14 protein-coding genes and 2 riboswitches are annotated in these 15,206 nt (G+C 37.9%); of the genes, 12 read left to right on the forward strand and 2 right to left on the reverse strand.

The genetic code is table 11. The annotated features are described in order from the left end of the window. The first annotated feature begins 66 nt into the window (after positions 1-66). The 12 genes from MKX83_RS03085 to MKX83_RS03135 all read left to right on the forward strand — a co-directional run bounded on the left by MKX83_RS03085 (position 67) and on the right by MKX83_RS03135 (position 13,879). A complete protein-coding gene (locus tag MKX83_RS03085) occupies positions 67-1,443 on the forward strand; it encodes a UDP-N-acetylmuramoyl-tripeptide--D-alanyl-D-alanine ligase (RefSeq protein WP_307318766.1) in 1,377 nt (458 codons plus the stop codon). Positions 1,444-1,560: 117 nt separating this feature from the next. After that, entirely contained in the window at positions 1,561-2,580 is a 1,020-nt protein-coding gene (locus tag MKX83_RS03090; RefSeq protein WP_341053986.1) for a DUF3231 family protein, read from the forward strand. Between the two features lie 362 nt (positions 2,581-2,942). After that, positions 2,943-4,370: an aldehyde dehydrogenase family protein gene (locus MKX83_RS03095; RefSeq protein ID WP_322910505.1), complete on the forward strand. Its 1,428-nt coding sequence runs from the start codon at positions 2,943-2,945 to the stop codon at positions 4,368-4,370. Between the two features lie 96 nt (positions 4,371-4,466). Beyond that, a riboswitch (M-box (ykoK) riboswitch) is annotated at positions 4,467-4,631 on the forward strand. A 242-nt stretch (positions 4,632-4,873) separates the two neighbouring features. Then, a complete protein-coding gene (gene mgtE, locus MKX83_RS03100; RefSeq protein WP_095370766.1) occupies positions 4,874-6,244 on the forward strand; it encodes a magnesium transporter in 1,371 nt (456 codons plus the stop codon). A gap of 989 nt (positions 6,245-7,233) precedes the next feature. Further along, on the forward strand, positions 7,234-7,605 hold the full coding sequence (locus MKX83_RS03105) for a MerR family transcriptional regulator (protein WP_224939188.1): 372 nt from the start codon (positions 7,234-7,236) through the stop codon (positions 7,603-7,605). Positions 7,606-7,644: 39 nt separating this feature from the next. After that, positions 7,645-8,982, forward strand: coding sequence for a hemolysin family protein (locus MKX83_RS03110; RefSeq protein ID WP_224939152.1), 1,338 nt, complete (start codon positions 7,645-7,647; stop codon positions 8,980-8,982). Between the two features lie 38 nt (positions 8,983-9,020). Beyond that, entirely contained in the window at positions 9,021-10,073 is a 1,053-nt protein-coding gene (locus tag MKX83_RS03115; protein ID WP_095370763.1) for a hemolysin family protein, read from the forward strand. Between the two features lie 69 nt (positions 10,074-10,142). Further along, positions 10,143-10,190, forward strand: a riboswitch (PreQ1 riboswitch). Positions 10,191-10,289: 99 nt separating this feature from the next. Continuing rightward, entirely contained in the window at positions 10,290-10,790 is a 501-nt protein-coding gene (queF, locus tag MKX83_RS03120; protein ID WP_095370762.1) for a preQ(1) synthase, read from the forward strand. Continuing rightward, on the forward strand, positions 10,787-11,410 hold the full coding sequence (locus MKX83_RS03125; protein ID WP_341053989.1) for a queuosine precursor transporter: 624 nt from the start codon (positions 10,787-10,789) through the stop codon (positions 11,408-11,410). The genes queF and MKX83_RS03125 overlap by 4 nt, the downstream gene beginning before the upstream one ends. A 284-nt stretch (positions 11,411-11,694) precedes the next feature. After that, positions 11,695-12,588 carry an SDR family oxidoreductase gene (locus MKX83_RS03130; protein ID WP_095370760.1) on the forward strand — a complete coding sequence of 298 codons (894 nt, stop codon included), beginning with the start codon at positions 11,695-11,697 and terminating at the stop codon, positions 12,586-12,588. Between the two features lie 113 nt (positions 12,589-12,701). Further along, positions 12,702-13,031, forward strand: coding sequence for a transposase (locus MKX83_RS24590; protein WP_251161713.1), 330 nt, complete (start codon positions 12,702-12,704; stop codon positions 13,029-13,031). Next, a complete protein-coding gene (locus tag MKX83_RS03135) occupies positions 13,028-13,879 on the forward strand; it encodes an IS3 family transposase (protein ID WP_445293149.1) in 852 nt (283 codons plus the stop codon). The genes MKX83_RS24590 and MKX83_RS03135 overlap by 4 nt, the downstream gene beginning before the upstream one ends. 51 nt (positions 13,880-13,930) lie before the next feature. Here the strand turns inward: MKX83_RS03135 and MKX83_RS03140 are convergent, their stop codons facing one another. Together MKX83_RS03140 and MKX83_RS03145 are read right to left on the reverse strand one after the other, a co-directional pair. After that, a complete protein-coding gene (locus MKX83_RS03140) occupies positions 13,931-14,392 on the reverse strand; it encodes a hypothetical protein (RefSeq protein ID WP_095370759.1) in 462 nt (153 codons plus the stop codon). 15 nt (positions 14,393-14,407) lie between these two features. After that, positions 14,408-15,199, reverse strand: coding sequence for a hypothetical protein (locus MKX83_RS03145; protein WP_095370758.1), 792 nt, complete (start codon positions 15,197-15,199; stop codon positions 14,408-14,410). Positions 15,200-15,206 lie beyond the last annotated feature (7 nt).

Below are 15,206 nucleotides of genomic sequence, written 5' to 3' on the forward strand. Positions count from 1 at the left end.
AAGAGTTTTCTTTTTCTGCAAAAAGGTCTACAATTTGATGTAAGTAATCATTGTGGAGGATTTAGGATGATAAAGCGAAGTTTAGTTGAAATTCAAGATATGTTAAATGGTTCAGGTCTGCAAGAAGAGTACGCTGATATCCGTGTTGACGGGGTTTCGATAGATACAAGAACATTACATAAGGGGAATTTATTTATTCCTATTATGAGAATTGATGATGGTCATAACTATGTAAATACGGCTTTCGATCGGGGGGCTACTGCAACCCTTTGGAAGAAGGGGCATAAGCATCCACCCGAAGGCGTACCTGTGATTTACGTTGATGATCCACTTCTAGCATTACAAGAATTGGCAACTGCTTATCGTGAGCAATTAAATATAAAGGTTGTCGGTGTAACGGGGAGTAATGGAAAAACAACAACAAAGGATATGGTTAAGTCCATCTTACAGACGACATATAAAGTCCATAAGACAAAAGGGAATTTAAACAGCCAAATCGGGTTGCCTCTTACCATTCTTGATGTCGCAGAAGAGACAGAGGTCCTTGTTCTAGAAATGGGTATGAGTGAAAAGGGACAAATTCATCGTCTGTCAACCATTGCTCAGCCTGATGTTGTAGTTATTACGATGGTTGGTTTGGCACATATTGCGACACTAGGTTCAGAGGAAAATATCGCTAATGCTAAACTGGAAATTATTGATGGTTTAAGAGATGGCGGCTTATTTATATACTATGGCGATGATGCTCACTTAAAGCAGGCGTTAGCCAATGTTGATTTACCCATGCGTGTTAAAACATTCGGTCATGAGGTAACGAATAATTACTACTATGAAAAAGTAAAAGAATATAAAAAATATCTTGAGTTTGATATCGCAGGAGAGCAGTTATTTAAAGATCTAAAAGTATCGATCATTGGTAAACATAATGTGAAAAATACGTTAGCAGCGGTAGCTGTCGCTCTTGAATTGGGAGTGACACCTGAAAACATTATCGCTGGATTGAAGAACTTAGATTTGACTGCCATGCGAATGGAAACAATTCAAACAAAAAAAGGATACACCATTATTAATGATGCTTGGAATGCGAGTCCTAACTCTGTACAAGCTGCGATTGAAACAGTACAGGAAATGGAGGGCTATCATCAGAAAATATTAGTACTAGGAGATATGCTAGAGCTAGGTGATAGTGCTGAAACTCTCCATAAACAAATGGCAAAGGCAATTGACCCGAATGAAATTGATTTTGTCGTCACATATGGAATATTAGCCTCTGCAATTGCTAAAGAAGCGAAACAAATGATGGGGGAAGACAAAGTGGTGTCTCCTTATACAAAATCGGAAATCGTCCAATTTATTAATAAAATCGTGAAGAAAGAAGCCCTCATTCTATTTAAGGGCTCCAGGGAGATGAAATTAGAAGAAGTAGTGAAAAACTTAATCTAAGTTTAAAAGCAGCTCACTTAAAATTTATGTGAGCTGCTTTTTTATTTTCCTATTTGGTATAATTCTCCTTTCAATAACAAATAGTAAGGTCAGAATATTGTGAAGGGAAGTGCACGCATGACAGAAGAAAAGATTAACCTTTCTTCTTCGGAGTTAGCGTCTTTATGGACATCTTATATGCAAAATACGATGTCCGTTCAGTTTTTAAGTTATTTGCGAGAAAACGTTGAGGATAAGATGATATCTCAACTAGTACAAACTGCTTGTCAGATTTCAGAAGACCATATAGCAAAATTGAAAAGTATCTTTCAACAAGAGAAAATACCCATTCCAAAAGGGTTTACTGCTGAGGATGTAAATATTCATGCCCCGAAAGTGTATACAGATATTTTTATGTTAACCTACATTCATCATATGGCTAAAGCTGGCATGCTTAGTTATAGTGGCTTTCTTGCCTTAAGTGCAAGAAAAGATATAAGGAAGCTTTTTAATAAGACACTTTTTGCGACAGCTGATTTATTTGAGCAAAGTTCAGAAATACAAATCAATAAAGGTGTATTTGTACGATCGCCTGTTATTCCTTATCCAAAAGAAATTGATATGGTGGATGATAAAAGTTATTTCAAAGGATTAAATCCGTTTGCAGACAAAAGGGCGTTGAATGCTGTGGAAATCTCTCATCTTCATCTTAATTTTTTCAATAATGTTGTTGGGCTAAAATTAGCTACAAGCTTTGCCCAAATGTCACCAAGAAAAGAAGTACAAAAGATATGTATACAAGGCAAAGATATTTCAGAAAAACATGTGGAATTATTTGCTGTTACTTTGATTAACAATGGTCTTCAAGCACCAATTGATGGAGATGTTAGTATTACCAATTCAACTGCCGAAGTATTCTCGGATAAATTAATCCTTTTTCAATTAGGGATGTTAACAGCTGCCGGGAGTGGAAACTATGCGACGGGTGCTGCAGCAAGTCAAAGGCATGACCTGATCATCAATTATGAACGTTTAGCTATGGAAGTGGGTCAGTATGCAAAGGATATAGGGAATTTAATGGTGGAATTGGGTTATCTTGAACAACCACCTGGAACATTAGATAAAGAAACATTAGCCAAAAATAAAGAAAAACATTAGTAAGGTAAGCATCGTGAAGATGCTTACCTTTTTACTATCCGTGATTGGTAGAACGTCTACTTTACGCCATTGACCTAGCTCTATTTATTCTTAGGAGGCGATTAGATCTCTTGTAGATAGAGTAGTTTAATTTCACTAACCATCTTTGGATTAGATGAATCAAATGAGCAATAAATTCCAACGTCCATCCCTCCACACCGATATTACGTGACGAGCACGTAGCCCTATCTTTTCCTAAAGAATAAATGTTATACAGATGAAAAGTTGGTAATAAATGACGAATGTGACATGTTTAATAAAGGGGAGAAAGGGAATGGGTTAAGTAGAATCAATAATATCCCTAAAGGAGCTTGATTATACTTATGCGAAATTATACTAAGCAATATATTAATGGCGAATGGGTCACATCAACGGGATCTAAAACCATTGATGTCATTAATCCAGCAACGGAAGAAGTAATGGGAAAAATTAGTTCAGGAACAGAAGAAGATTTAGATAAAGCAGTGGCAGCGGCCAAAGCTGCATTTCCATCATTCTCTCAAACATCAGTAGAAGAAAGAATTGAGTTACTTGAGCGAATTTGTCAAGAATACGAAAAACGTAAAGACGATATTATAGAAGTGATTACAGAAGAACTTGGCTCTCCTGTTAAGCGAAGCAATAAAGTCCATTATCAAATGGGTTTACAACACTTTAAACAAGCGGTAGAGGAATTAAAAACGTTCAAATTTGAAGAAGAACGAGGAAACACATTAGTTCGCAAGGAAGCGATTGGTGTAGCAGGACTCATAACACCATGGAACTTCCCTACGAATCAAACCTCTACTAAACTGGCAAGTGCGTTTGCTGCTGGTAGTACCGTAGTGCTTAAACCAGCATCTAATACACCATTTGCAGCGATGATTTTAGCGGAAATCTTTGAAGCGGCAGGTTTGCCAAAAGGTGTCTTTAACCTAGTAACAGGTTCAGGTTCAACAATCGGTAATGGCATTAGTTCACATCCTGATATTGATTTCGTATCCTTTACAGGATCTGGTGAAGTCGGACAAAAAATTATGGAAAACGCAGCTTCAACTATCAAGAAAGTTTCTCTTGAGTTAGGTGGAAAATCACCACTTATCGTGTTAGATGATGCAGACATTAAAGGAGCGGCAAAAACAGCCGTTGCGCTCGTCGCAGGAAATACAGGTCAAGTTTGTACAGCGGCAACAAGAACACTCATTCCAAAAGGAATGCATGATGAATTCGTTGAGGCTGTAAAAGAAGTGATTGAAAACTTCCCAGTCGGTGATCCAACAAGTCAAGATGTTCAAGTGGGTCCTCTTGTCGATGCAGATCAATGGGAAAGGGTACAATCGTATATTAAAAAAGGATCAGAAGAAGGAGCAGAATTAATTGCCGGTGGTCCTGGAAAACCAGAAGGACTGGAGAAAGGTTATTATACGAAAATCACTGCTTTTACAAATGTGAAAAACGATATGACGATTGCCCAAGAAGAAATCTTTGGACCAGTAATGAGTATCCTCACATACGATAACTTGGATGAAGCAATCGAAATCGCTAATGATACCATTTATGGATTAGCTGGATACGTTTACGGTGGCGATCGTAACACATTACAAAAAGTGGCCAAAGGCATTCGCGCTGGACAAATCCAAGTCAATAATTCAAAAACTGATTTCTCAGCACCGTTTGGCGGCTTTAAACAATCAGGCATTGGACGTGAATGGGGAGACTTTGGTATCGAAGAATTTTTAGAACCTAAATCCATCATCGGCTACTATGCTTAAATCTAATAGGTTCCCTTGTACCGGGGACCTTTATTAATTTTTCTAAAGGTGTTGACAGAATGTAACACTAGATGTAAAGTGAACATGGCAATCCATATGAATCCTCGTTAGGTGAGGCTCCTGTATAGAGATATGCTACTGCCCAAAAATGTCCAAAGACGCCAATGGGTCAACAGGAACCATCGACATAAGGTGGTTTTTAATGTAGCTGGTATTTACCTATGCTGTACAGTGCTAAAGCTCTACGAATGGAGGGGTAATTACTGCTTGTACAATACGCGTACATGTTGTATTTTCTATGCATTTTATGCACCTCCACGGTTAGTTGGAGGTGCTTTTTCATTTTAAAAAAACAAGGAGGTGGTGCGGGATGGATAGTATTCCCAATCCGAGGTCGAGTAAACAGGAATTGATCAATAGGGAGAAAAGAGGAGGGTATTTGTTCTGCACCACTCATCTTATACAGAATAAATAGGCTCTTCTTCAGAAATGGAGGAGTCGAAATGAACCAATTATTAAAATTAAAACAAAAAAAAGATTACCAAAAACAAGTATTAAAATATATCACTGAACGCAACTTAAAAATGTTTCGTGAGACATTCCTTGAATTGCATCCGACGGACCAAGTAGAAGTGTTTAAAGAAATGGAACTGCCATTACAAAAACAATTGCTACTTTTTCTGACACCCGAAGAGTTCTCTGATATTTTTCAAGGGCTAGACTTAGAGGATCAATCTGAGGTTTTCACTCATATAGGCTTTCAATATGCTGTCGCGATGTTTAATTATATGTCCGCTGATGACGTTGCCGATTTCTTGCTTGAAATGGAAGTAGAAAATGCAGATGATATCCTTCAATCCATGGATCAAGAAGAAGCCAATAAAGTCATCGAGCTGATGACTTATGCACCGAGAACGGCCGGTGCCATTATGACGAAAGAATTCATTCGCATTTCAGTTGAGTCCACTGCCGCCCAAGTCATTGAAGAACTAAGAGAAACGGCAATGGCTGCTGAGACGATTTACTATTTATACGTCGTCGATATAGAGGAGCGTCTTGCTGGGGTTGTTTCATTAAGAGATTTAATTATTGCACAGCCTGATCAAATCATTGATGATATTATGAGCACACAAGTGGTTTCTGTACCGGTCAATGAAGATCAAGAAAAAGTGGCACGTTTGATTAAAGAATATGATTTTCTAGCGGTTCCTGTCATTGGGAAAGAAGGAAAGCTTGTCGGTATTATTACAGTCGATGATGTTATCGATGTACTAGAAGAAGAGACAGATGATGATTTTGGAGAATTTGCTGCTTCTAAAGGGGCGACAGATTTAAACTTAACGGCTTTTAGTGCCGCAAAAAAGCGTGCACCTTGGATTGTTTTATTGATGTTTTTCGGTATGATTACCGCTAACATCATCGGTCGCTTTGAAGAAACATTACAGCAAATTGTCATCCTCGCTGCATTTATGCCATTGATTATGGGAACGGCAGGTAACACAGGGACACAATCATTAGCTGTTGCTGTCCGTGGATTAGCCACTGGATCAGTAGAGAAAAACGGTGTATGGCAAATAGTGAAAAGGGAATTGGGTACTGGTTTGATGCTCGGTGTCGTATGTATGATCGTATTAACAGGTATTATTGGTCTATTCTACCAAGGAAATTGGCTGCTTGCTTTTATCGTTGGTGCGTCACTATTTTTAGCATTAAGTATGGCCGCAGTGATTGGAGCAGTTGTTCCGCTCATTATCAACCGCTTAAAAATTGATCCAGCCATTGCATCCGGCCCTTTTATTACTACATTAAATGATATTCTTAGCCTACTGATTTATTTCTCTATTGCAACGACCATGATGGACAAAATTATATGAAAGAACCAACACTTCCATTTAAGAATGGAGGTGTTTTTTTATGGGGAAAATACAATACAAAGCAAGCGGAGAAAGATAATTAGGAAATCGGGGAAAGATAACTTTGTATTATTCTTGGCGTGTGACAGTAAATTCGCAACGAGCCAGGATTTGTTGAGAGTACCGATTTTTGGAGCGTTTACTTCTTAAACGAATCAAATATAGAGTAACCCTATGCTATTTGATACGTTTTCAGCAAGAACGAGTCAGTATTCTGAGGGCTGTGAAAAATTTGAAGCGTTTGTCTGTTAAACGAGTCAAATATAGTAGAAGGTTCAAATGTTTGATTCGTTCCTTTCCAAAACGTGTCAAGATTTACAGAATGTCCAAATTTTTGGAGCGATTACTTGTTAAACGAATCAAATATAGAGTAACCCTATGCTATTTGATACGTTTCCAGTAAGAACGAGTCAGTATTCTGAGAGCGGTGAAAAATTTGAAGCGTTTGTCTGTTAAACGAGTCAAATATAGTAGTTGGTTCAAAATAATTGCCGCGTTTCCAACTATTACAAAAGCTAGCTCGCCTATTCTGATTCGAGTTCACTAGAACAAGCCAATATTTCCGGCTGAGTACAATTCAGGCACCGTCATCTCATCAGCCCGTTTATCATTCTATATCATCCTCCGAAAAGTATCATAGAGGTAAAATAATCAATCATATCTTTCTTTATCAAGTGAGAGATATATAATATGAAGTTTCTTTTTTTGAGATATCTGCTGTTATCAGTTAAAATATAATTGAGAATGGGGAGTTGTGGACTGAAAAAGCTACCACTTGATTTCAGTTACAGTCCATTATATAATTTTCTCATAAACTATAACGTAATAGTTTGTGTTTTTTCTTAAAAAGTTTCAACCTATAAACATAGGTTTTAGATAAAACTGAAACGTAATACTTAATATAGAAAGGGGGTTACTTCATTGGGAAGGCGTTATTGCGAATTGGTCAGGTGGCGAAATTGAGCGGTTTAACATCACGGACGATTGATTATTACACAAAAAAGAATTTATTGAGTGTCGAACGTTCCTCTTCAAACTACCGTCTTTATCCTGAGGATGTCCTGAATACGTTAGAAAGGATTAAAGCTTTGAAGAAAGAGAGATTATCAATTCTAGAGATTCAGAGAGTACTTCATACACAGGATAACCAAGGAGTAGACCCCATGGTAATAGAGGTCCAAGAGGAAATCAATCGTTTAAAAGGGAAGCTTGAAATCGTAGAACAACGATATCAACAATGTTCCGAAATCGAAAAAAAGCGTGTGTTTCGCTTACTTGAAAAAGAATTATCAGATTGTTTCAAACGATTGAATGAGTGTTAACTATTTTGGAGGTGAATCCCTCAGTTAAGAGGGAAATAATTGGACATAATAACCATTACGAATTTAATAATGCTTGTAATTTTACTTGCTCTGACGGCGTTTTTCGTTGCGTCTGAGTTCGCAGTAGTCAAACTCCGTATGTCGAGAATTGACCAGTTAATTGCTGAAGGAAATAAAAAAGCGGTTCTTGCTAAGAAAGTAGCAGCGGACCTGGATTATTATTTATCAGCTTGTCAACTTGGTATTACGGTAACAGCCCTTGGTTTAGGTGCATTAGGTAAACCGGCTGTTAGTGCTGTGTTGTATCCTGTTTTTAGTTGGTTAAACATTTCTGCTACTATTGCTGATGTTGCTTCTTATGCAATTGCTTTTGCATTAGTAACTTATTTACACGTGGTAGTCGGAGAGATGGCACCGAAAACTTTAGCTATTCAATTTTCGGAAAAAGTGACGTTAATGCTTGCTCCTTCACTTTACTGGTTCGGTAAGATTATGTCGCCGTTTATTTTTGCTTTAAATGGTGCTTCTCGTCTTTTATTGCGTATGTTTGGTGTCGCGCCAGCTCCGCAAGAAAAGGCATACACTGAGGAAGAATTAAAAATCGTTATGGCACAAAGTTTCCAAGGTGGAGAAATTGATCAAACAGAACTGAAGTATTTAGAGAACGTCTTTTCTTTTGATGAAAGAGTAGCAAAAGATATCATGGTTCCAAGAACAGATCTTGTGACAATTGATAAGGATATGACTCCAGATGAACTGATCGCCATTTTAGATGAACATAATTATACGCGTTATCCCGTTGTCGAAAATGGGGATAAAGACCGTATTATTGGTGTTGTCAATGCGAAGAAAATGCTCAGTCACATTGTGAGTGGCAGGGAAGTAAAGTTAGAGCAATATATGCGTGATGTTCCATTTGTTGTAGAAGTAACAAGTATACAAGATGCGCTGTTGAAAATGCAGCAAGAACAAGTCCATATGACTGTTGTTATGGATGAGTACGGCGGAACTTCTGGTGTTTTAACGATGGAGGATGTACTTGAAGAGCTAGTTGGCGAAATTCGCGATGAATTTGATGAGGATGAAGTAGCGGATATCCGTCCAGCGGGTGAACAAAAGTATATCATCAATGGACGTGTGTTATTGACTGATTTGGAAGACCGGTTTGGCCTAACATTTGAAGATAGTGAAGATATCGACACAATTGCTGGTTGGATACAATATAAAAACCTTGAAGTAGTAGAGCAGGGTGACGAGGTTCATCACGATAATCATGTGTGGGAAGTGGCTGAAATGGATAATTATCAAATTAAACAAGTCATGTTCCATCAATATTTAGAAGATCAAATAGCAGAGGAAACCCCTCAATCATCGTAATCATCTTGGAGGTGAATCCCTCAGGAAGAGGGAAATAATTGGACAGTATAATCATATTAAACTTGTTTTTAGTTGCATTATTTATTTTGTTTACGGCATTTTTCGTAGGTGCCGAGTTTGCTATATTGAAAGTGCGTATGTCTAGACTCGATCAATTGATCGCAGAAGGAAATAAAAAAGCAGTACTTGCTAAAAAAGTAGCTCATAATCTTGACTATTATTTATCTGCCTGCCAGCTAGGTATTACCATTACAGCGCTTGTTTTAGGTGCTTTAGGTGAACCAACTGTACAGAAGATTTTAGAACCTTTGTTTATTGAATTTGAAGTATCAGCCGCTGTAGCGACAATACTTTCTTATATCATCTCACTGACTATTGTCTCGTTCTTACACGTCGTTATTGGTGAACTTGCACCAAAAACATTAGCGATTCAATATGCAGAAAAAATGACACTTCTACTGGCGCCAGCTTTATATTGGTTTGGTCGCATTATGAAGCCAGTTATTAGTTTATTAAATGGTTCCGCAACGTTTATTTTAAGACGATTCGGTGTTGAGCCAGCTGGTCATGATACTGTGCACTCGGAAGAAGAGTTGAAGTTGATTGTCACACAAAGTTATGAAGGTGGAGAAATCAACCAAACAGAACTTGCTTATTTGGAGAACATCTTTGCCTTTGATGGTCGTCAATTAAAAGATATTATGATTCCGAAAGAAGAAATGATTACACTGCAGAAGAATCAGTCATTGGACAGCATGTTAAAGGTCATCGATGAACATGAATATACAAGATACCCTGTTACATCTAAGACGAAGGAATATATCGGCTTCATTAATACGAAGGAAATGTTAACGAGTTTAGCTGCAGGACGTAAGGAAGATTTTAAAGAATTTATGCATGAGATTCCAAGCTATAAAGAAACTATCTCCATTAAAGAGGTTTTCTTGAAAATGCAGCAAACACGTACACATATGGCCCTTGTAACAAATAATCAAGGCAAAACCGTCGGGTTAGTAACAATGGAGGATATTCTTTCTGAAATTGTTGGTGAAATTAAAGATGAATCGGATGGCAATGAAGTGTACGCCTAACAGAAAAGATTGACAGTGATCACAAGCTTATATAAACTGAGAAAAGTAAATGAATAGACTGGAAGATATCCAGAAGAGGTTCATAGCTTTAAACCCTCTATAAAAAACTATGGATGCATGAAAAAAACCATGTCCATATTCGGGCGTGGTTTTTTGTTTCTTAGTTGACAGATGGTTTTAGCTCCCTGAACGAAATTGATTCAAGGAGGCTTTTTTATGTCAGGAAGAAAAGAAGAACAAGGATTAACGGATTTAACTTTATTAGGTAATCAACAGACCCAATACCCATCAGATTACGCACCAGAAGTACTTGAGGCTGTGGACAGCTTACATAGCGGTAGAGATTATTTTGTCAAATTTAATTGTCCAGAATTCACAAGTCTTTGCCCCATCACAGGCCAACCGGATTTTGCTACGATGTATATCTCTTACATCCCTGATGAAAAAATTGTAGAAAGTAAATCATTGAAACTGTATCTCTTTAGCTTTAGAAATCATGGCGACTTTCACGAGGACTGTGTCAATATTATTATGAATGACCTCATTGATTTATTGAACCCCCGTTATATTGAAGTTTGGGGGAAATTTACGCCTCGTGGTGGTATTAGCATTGATCCGTGGTGCAATTATGGCCGACCGGAAACGAAATACGAAAAGATGGCAGAGCATCGATTAATGAACCATGATCTCTATCCAGAAAAAGTGGATAATCGATGATTCTATATTTAAACGGCATCTATGTGGGCTTGCTTATTTTAGCTAATATAGTTGCTGTGAAATTATTCAGCCTTGGCGATTTAGCGATTCTTCCAGCAGCAGTGGTCGTTTTTATCTTTACGTATCCAATCATTGATATTATCGTCGAATTATATGGGAAAGAAGCTGGTAAACAAACGGTGAAAGCTGGTCTTATCACACAAATATTGGCGATTATCTTTATTATGATCACCATCCAATTACCTGCTGCTCCCGTATTCGGCGAACAGGCATCATTTCAGGCGATTTTAGGTGGTAGCTTTCGTGTAATAGTTGCGAGTCTTGTGTCTTATTTTATTAGCCAGCATATTGTTGTGTATGTTTTTCATCAACTAAAAATGCGTCATGGTAAGAAGAAGTTATGGTTCAGAAATAATATGTCTGTAATGATTAGTCAAATCGTCGACACATCGATATTTATTACGATCGCCTTTTACGGAACGATTCCAACTACCGCATTATTGGGATTGATTCTCTCGCAATATTTATTTAAATTTATTGCCTCAATTTGCATCACACCGCTTGTTTATTTAGTTGTGCATATGATTCGTAAGCGTGAATTCATCATGGAAAAAGTGTAATTCGATGAAAAATTAGAGTCTTGCTTCCTTTTAATTGAAGCAAGGCTTTTTTTATACGGTTCTATTGGTTTTTTCCCCCACTTACATAACTGTTCTAAAATAGGTACAGACTTAGGTGGTCATCGATTTGTTCAAAGAAAAGTTTAGACCAAAAGGCGATAATTATGTAGATATCACTTCTTATCTTTCAGCAATCGTACCCAATAGTTTAAGAGCTAGGTATTTTCGCGTTTGCACCACCTTCTCTCAATTAAAATAATATGATGAAGAGGAGGGGAAGCCCTATGGAACGAGGAAATTACGGAAAAGAAACAAAATGTGAGGAGATTGTATTTAGCTTTCCGAAACAAAAGCAGAATAGACAGCCAGGGATGGAATACGAAATGGTACCAAGACCCATATATGATAATCCGCAATATAGAGGTACCGGCAAGCTAAAGGATAGAGTAGTAATTGTAACTGGGGGCGATAGTGGGATAGGGAGAGCCGCTGCGGTCGCTTTTGCGAAAGAAGGAGCGAATTTAGTAATTGCCTATTATGATGAACATCGCGACGCAGAAGAGACGAAACAGGCAATCGCTTATTATGGCGGGAAATGTCTTCTTATTCCAGGTGATCAAAGGGAGGAAGCGCATTGTAAACGAATTGTAGAAGAGACCATCCAAACCTTTGGCAGATGTGATGTGCTTGTGAATAATATCGCTGTACAGTTTTTGCAAGATGAATTTACAAATATTAGTTCAGATCAGTGGAACATAACCTTTGACGTGAATATTCGGTCGTATTATTATATGACAAAAGCAGCCATGCCTCACTTGAAAGATGGGGCCAGCATTATTAACACAACCTCAATTAATGCCTATATCGGTAGAAAAGATCTCATAGATTATTCGGCAACAAAGGGCGCAATTGTTAGTTTCACACGAGCGTTAGCTAATAATGTTGTAGACAAAGGCATTCGTGTCAATGCCGTTGCACCGGGGCCAATTTGGACGGCACTCCAACCTGCAAGCCAATCCCCGGAACAAATCCAAACATTCGGTCTCGATGTCCCAATGAAAAGAGCAGGGCAACCGTATGAATTAGCACCCGTTTATGTCCTTTTAGCATCTGATGACGGCTCTTACATCACAGGTCAAACCATCCACGTTAACGGGGGAGATTTTGTTGGCTCCTAATAAAAAAGCCGAGCGACTTTAACTAAAAGTGTTAATGTCCCCTTTAAGTAGACATTCAAAAAAACCTTCATGTTACCATGAAGGAAAGAATGCTACTTGGAGGGGATTTTTCTATGGCAAAGAAAGGACAAACTTTTAATAGTTATTCGGAAGAGTTTAAACATAATGCCGTCATGAAATATGTGAATGGGTCTAAAAGTTATAAAGCATTGGCAGAGGAACTGGGAATCCGTCACTGCAGCCAGCTTAAAGTGTGGGTTAAGAAATGGAAAGAAGGAGCCCCGTTTGATGAACGTAAAGGAGTTTCTAATCCTTTAAAAGGCAGGCCTAGGACTAAATTTAAGTCGGTTGAAGAGGAAAGGGATTATTTGAAAGCACAAGTTGAATTTCTAAAAAAGCAGTATCCAAATCTGGTAAAGGAGGAGAAAACCCCAGACGAATGAAATATGAATTGGTGGATGAGTTAAGGGTTACCTATCCGGTCTCCTGGCTGTTGGAGATTGCCTATATCAAACCGGCTAGCTACTACAAATGGAGAAAAAACAATCATAAACGCGAAGCAAAAGTTAGGGATGAACAAGAGGTTCGAGAGCACATTTTGGGCATACATTTTATGCATCCCGAATATGGACGACCCCGTATTACAGACGAATTAAATGAAAATGGGTATTTAATTAATCACAAAAAGGTCTACCGATTGATGACGGCAATGAACATACAATCAGTCATACGAAAAAAGAGAAAACGACATGGTCATAGTCCTTCTAACCTCTTTCCTAACCGTCTGAAAAGGAAGTTCAAGGCGGTAGGACCTAATCAAAAAATGGTAACGGATATCACATTTGTGTCTGTTGGCGAAGAATATTATTATTTATCGGTCATACAGGATCTCTTTAATAACGAAATAGTAAGTTGGGAGCTAGCCCAAAGAAATGATTTGGAACTTGTGTTAAAAACGGTAGAGAAATGGACAAAGAAAAAAGACGTGGCTGGAGCCGTTCTCCATTCGGATCAAGGCTTCCAGTACACGTCAAAAATATACGGCAACCGATTAAAGGATTATGGCATCAAAGGCAGCCACTCTCGCAAAGGAAACTGCCTGGACAATGCCTGTATAGAATCATTCTTTTCACACCTCAAAACCGAGAAGCTGTATATAAGTAAGTGTAAGGGAGAAGAAGAACTAGAGCAAGCTCTTGAGGATTACATTTACCATTACAATTACAAACGAAGACAAAAGAAACTAAAGAAACGCGCGCCGATTGAATATCGACACGCGCTCACTGCTTAGCTTTTTATGTTGTCTACTTGACAGGGGCAAGACCAAAGTGCTCGGCTTTTTTTAAGAGCTTTTCTGTCCAGATAGCTTCCCATTCAAAAATTCAATCGTTTCAGCAACAGTCTGTTTATACGCAACAGCCTTGTGAAGCTGATAAATCGCACGATCTTCAGCTGCAACTATTTCTTCAAAAGAAATTGTCCCAAGCAAATTCTTAAAAGGGTGGTCTTTTTTAAGAAGCTTGATCTCTTTACTTATATCTTCCGCATTAACTTCATTGATGATATAAAAAGGGAACTGCAGCTGTTTTTCATTCATGATCTCGTGAAGTTTTACACGTTGCCCCTCGTTCCACTCACCATCGAGTATTTCTGTTGTCACTTCTACGTTATCGAGGTCTCCGACAGGAAAGGCAAATTGGGTATCGTATGTTTCTTGACTTGAATTCTTATCCGTATAGCAGGTGACCGCATAATATTGGGTCGTTGCTTTTTTTAGTTTTTTTAAATTGAACATACCTTCCATTGTTAGCTCAGTCCTTTACACAGGGTGGTGCCCTTTTGTTCTTCTGACGACATCTAAAATATCGTTGATAAGTAATTCACCGAAAGCTTGTTTTGCTTCTAAAAACTCTTGATCATCATGTTGTATCATCTTTAAAGTCCAATTATAGGAAGGTGAACTTAACACATGTAATCCTTCGATATTCCATTGATTCTCTTGGTTATAAAACATCATCAATCGATTCGTATGAATCTTTCGTTGAATGGATCTCCTAAAATGTTGAATAACTGACGAGTCATTACTATAACCATTATAGGTAGCCAAGTCAGATAAGTTATGTATTTTATCATGCTTACAATACAATTGATAATCTTTAGGATGAACAAGAATCGTTTCTGAATCTCGTGTTGGTAGAGGCGTTATTCCCCTCAACATTTTTGGAAGTATAACATGTTGCCAAGTCCATTCCGGTGTATCATGGACATAAATCTGATAGTCTTCTTCATCAGTTACTCTTAAGCATTGTATAACTTGTTTTTCTCCAAAGTAAAATAAAGAGCGATCCTCCTCATCTGTCAATGTTTCTACAACTACATTTGTTCTCGCGATAATCCACATTGCATCAATAAAGGATGATTCAAAAGATAATTCCCCATCGACAAGATCCACTAAATTCATTTCTCGGAGTTTTTTAAACGTAAACTCCCACTCTAAATCCATCTCAGCATCCGTGTAATTTAAGAAGGGATTAGTAATGCCAATGAGTGTCTTTGCATCTAAGATTTTCATTAAAAGACATATATCTTTCGTAGATAAAGTAGTATACATATGTCAG

Origin of the sequence: Cytobacillus sp. FSL M8-0252, from assembly GCF_038007345.1 — a bacterium.
GTDB lineage: Bacteria > Bacillota > Bacilli > Bacillales > Cytobacillaceae > Cytobacillus > Cytobacillus kochii.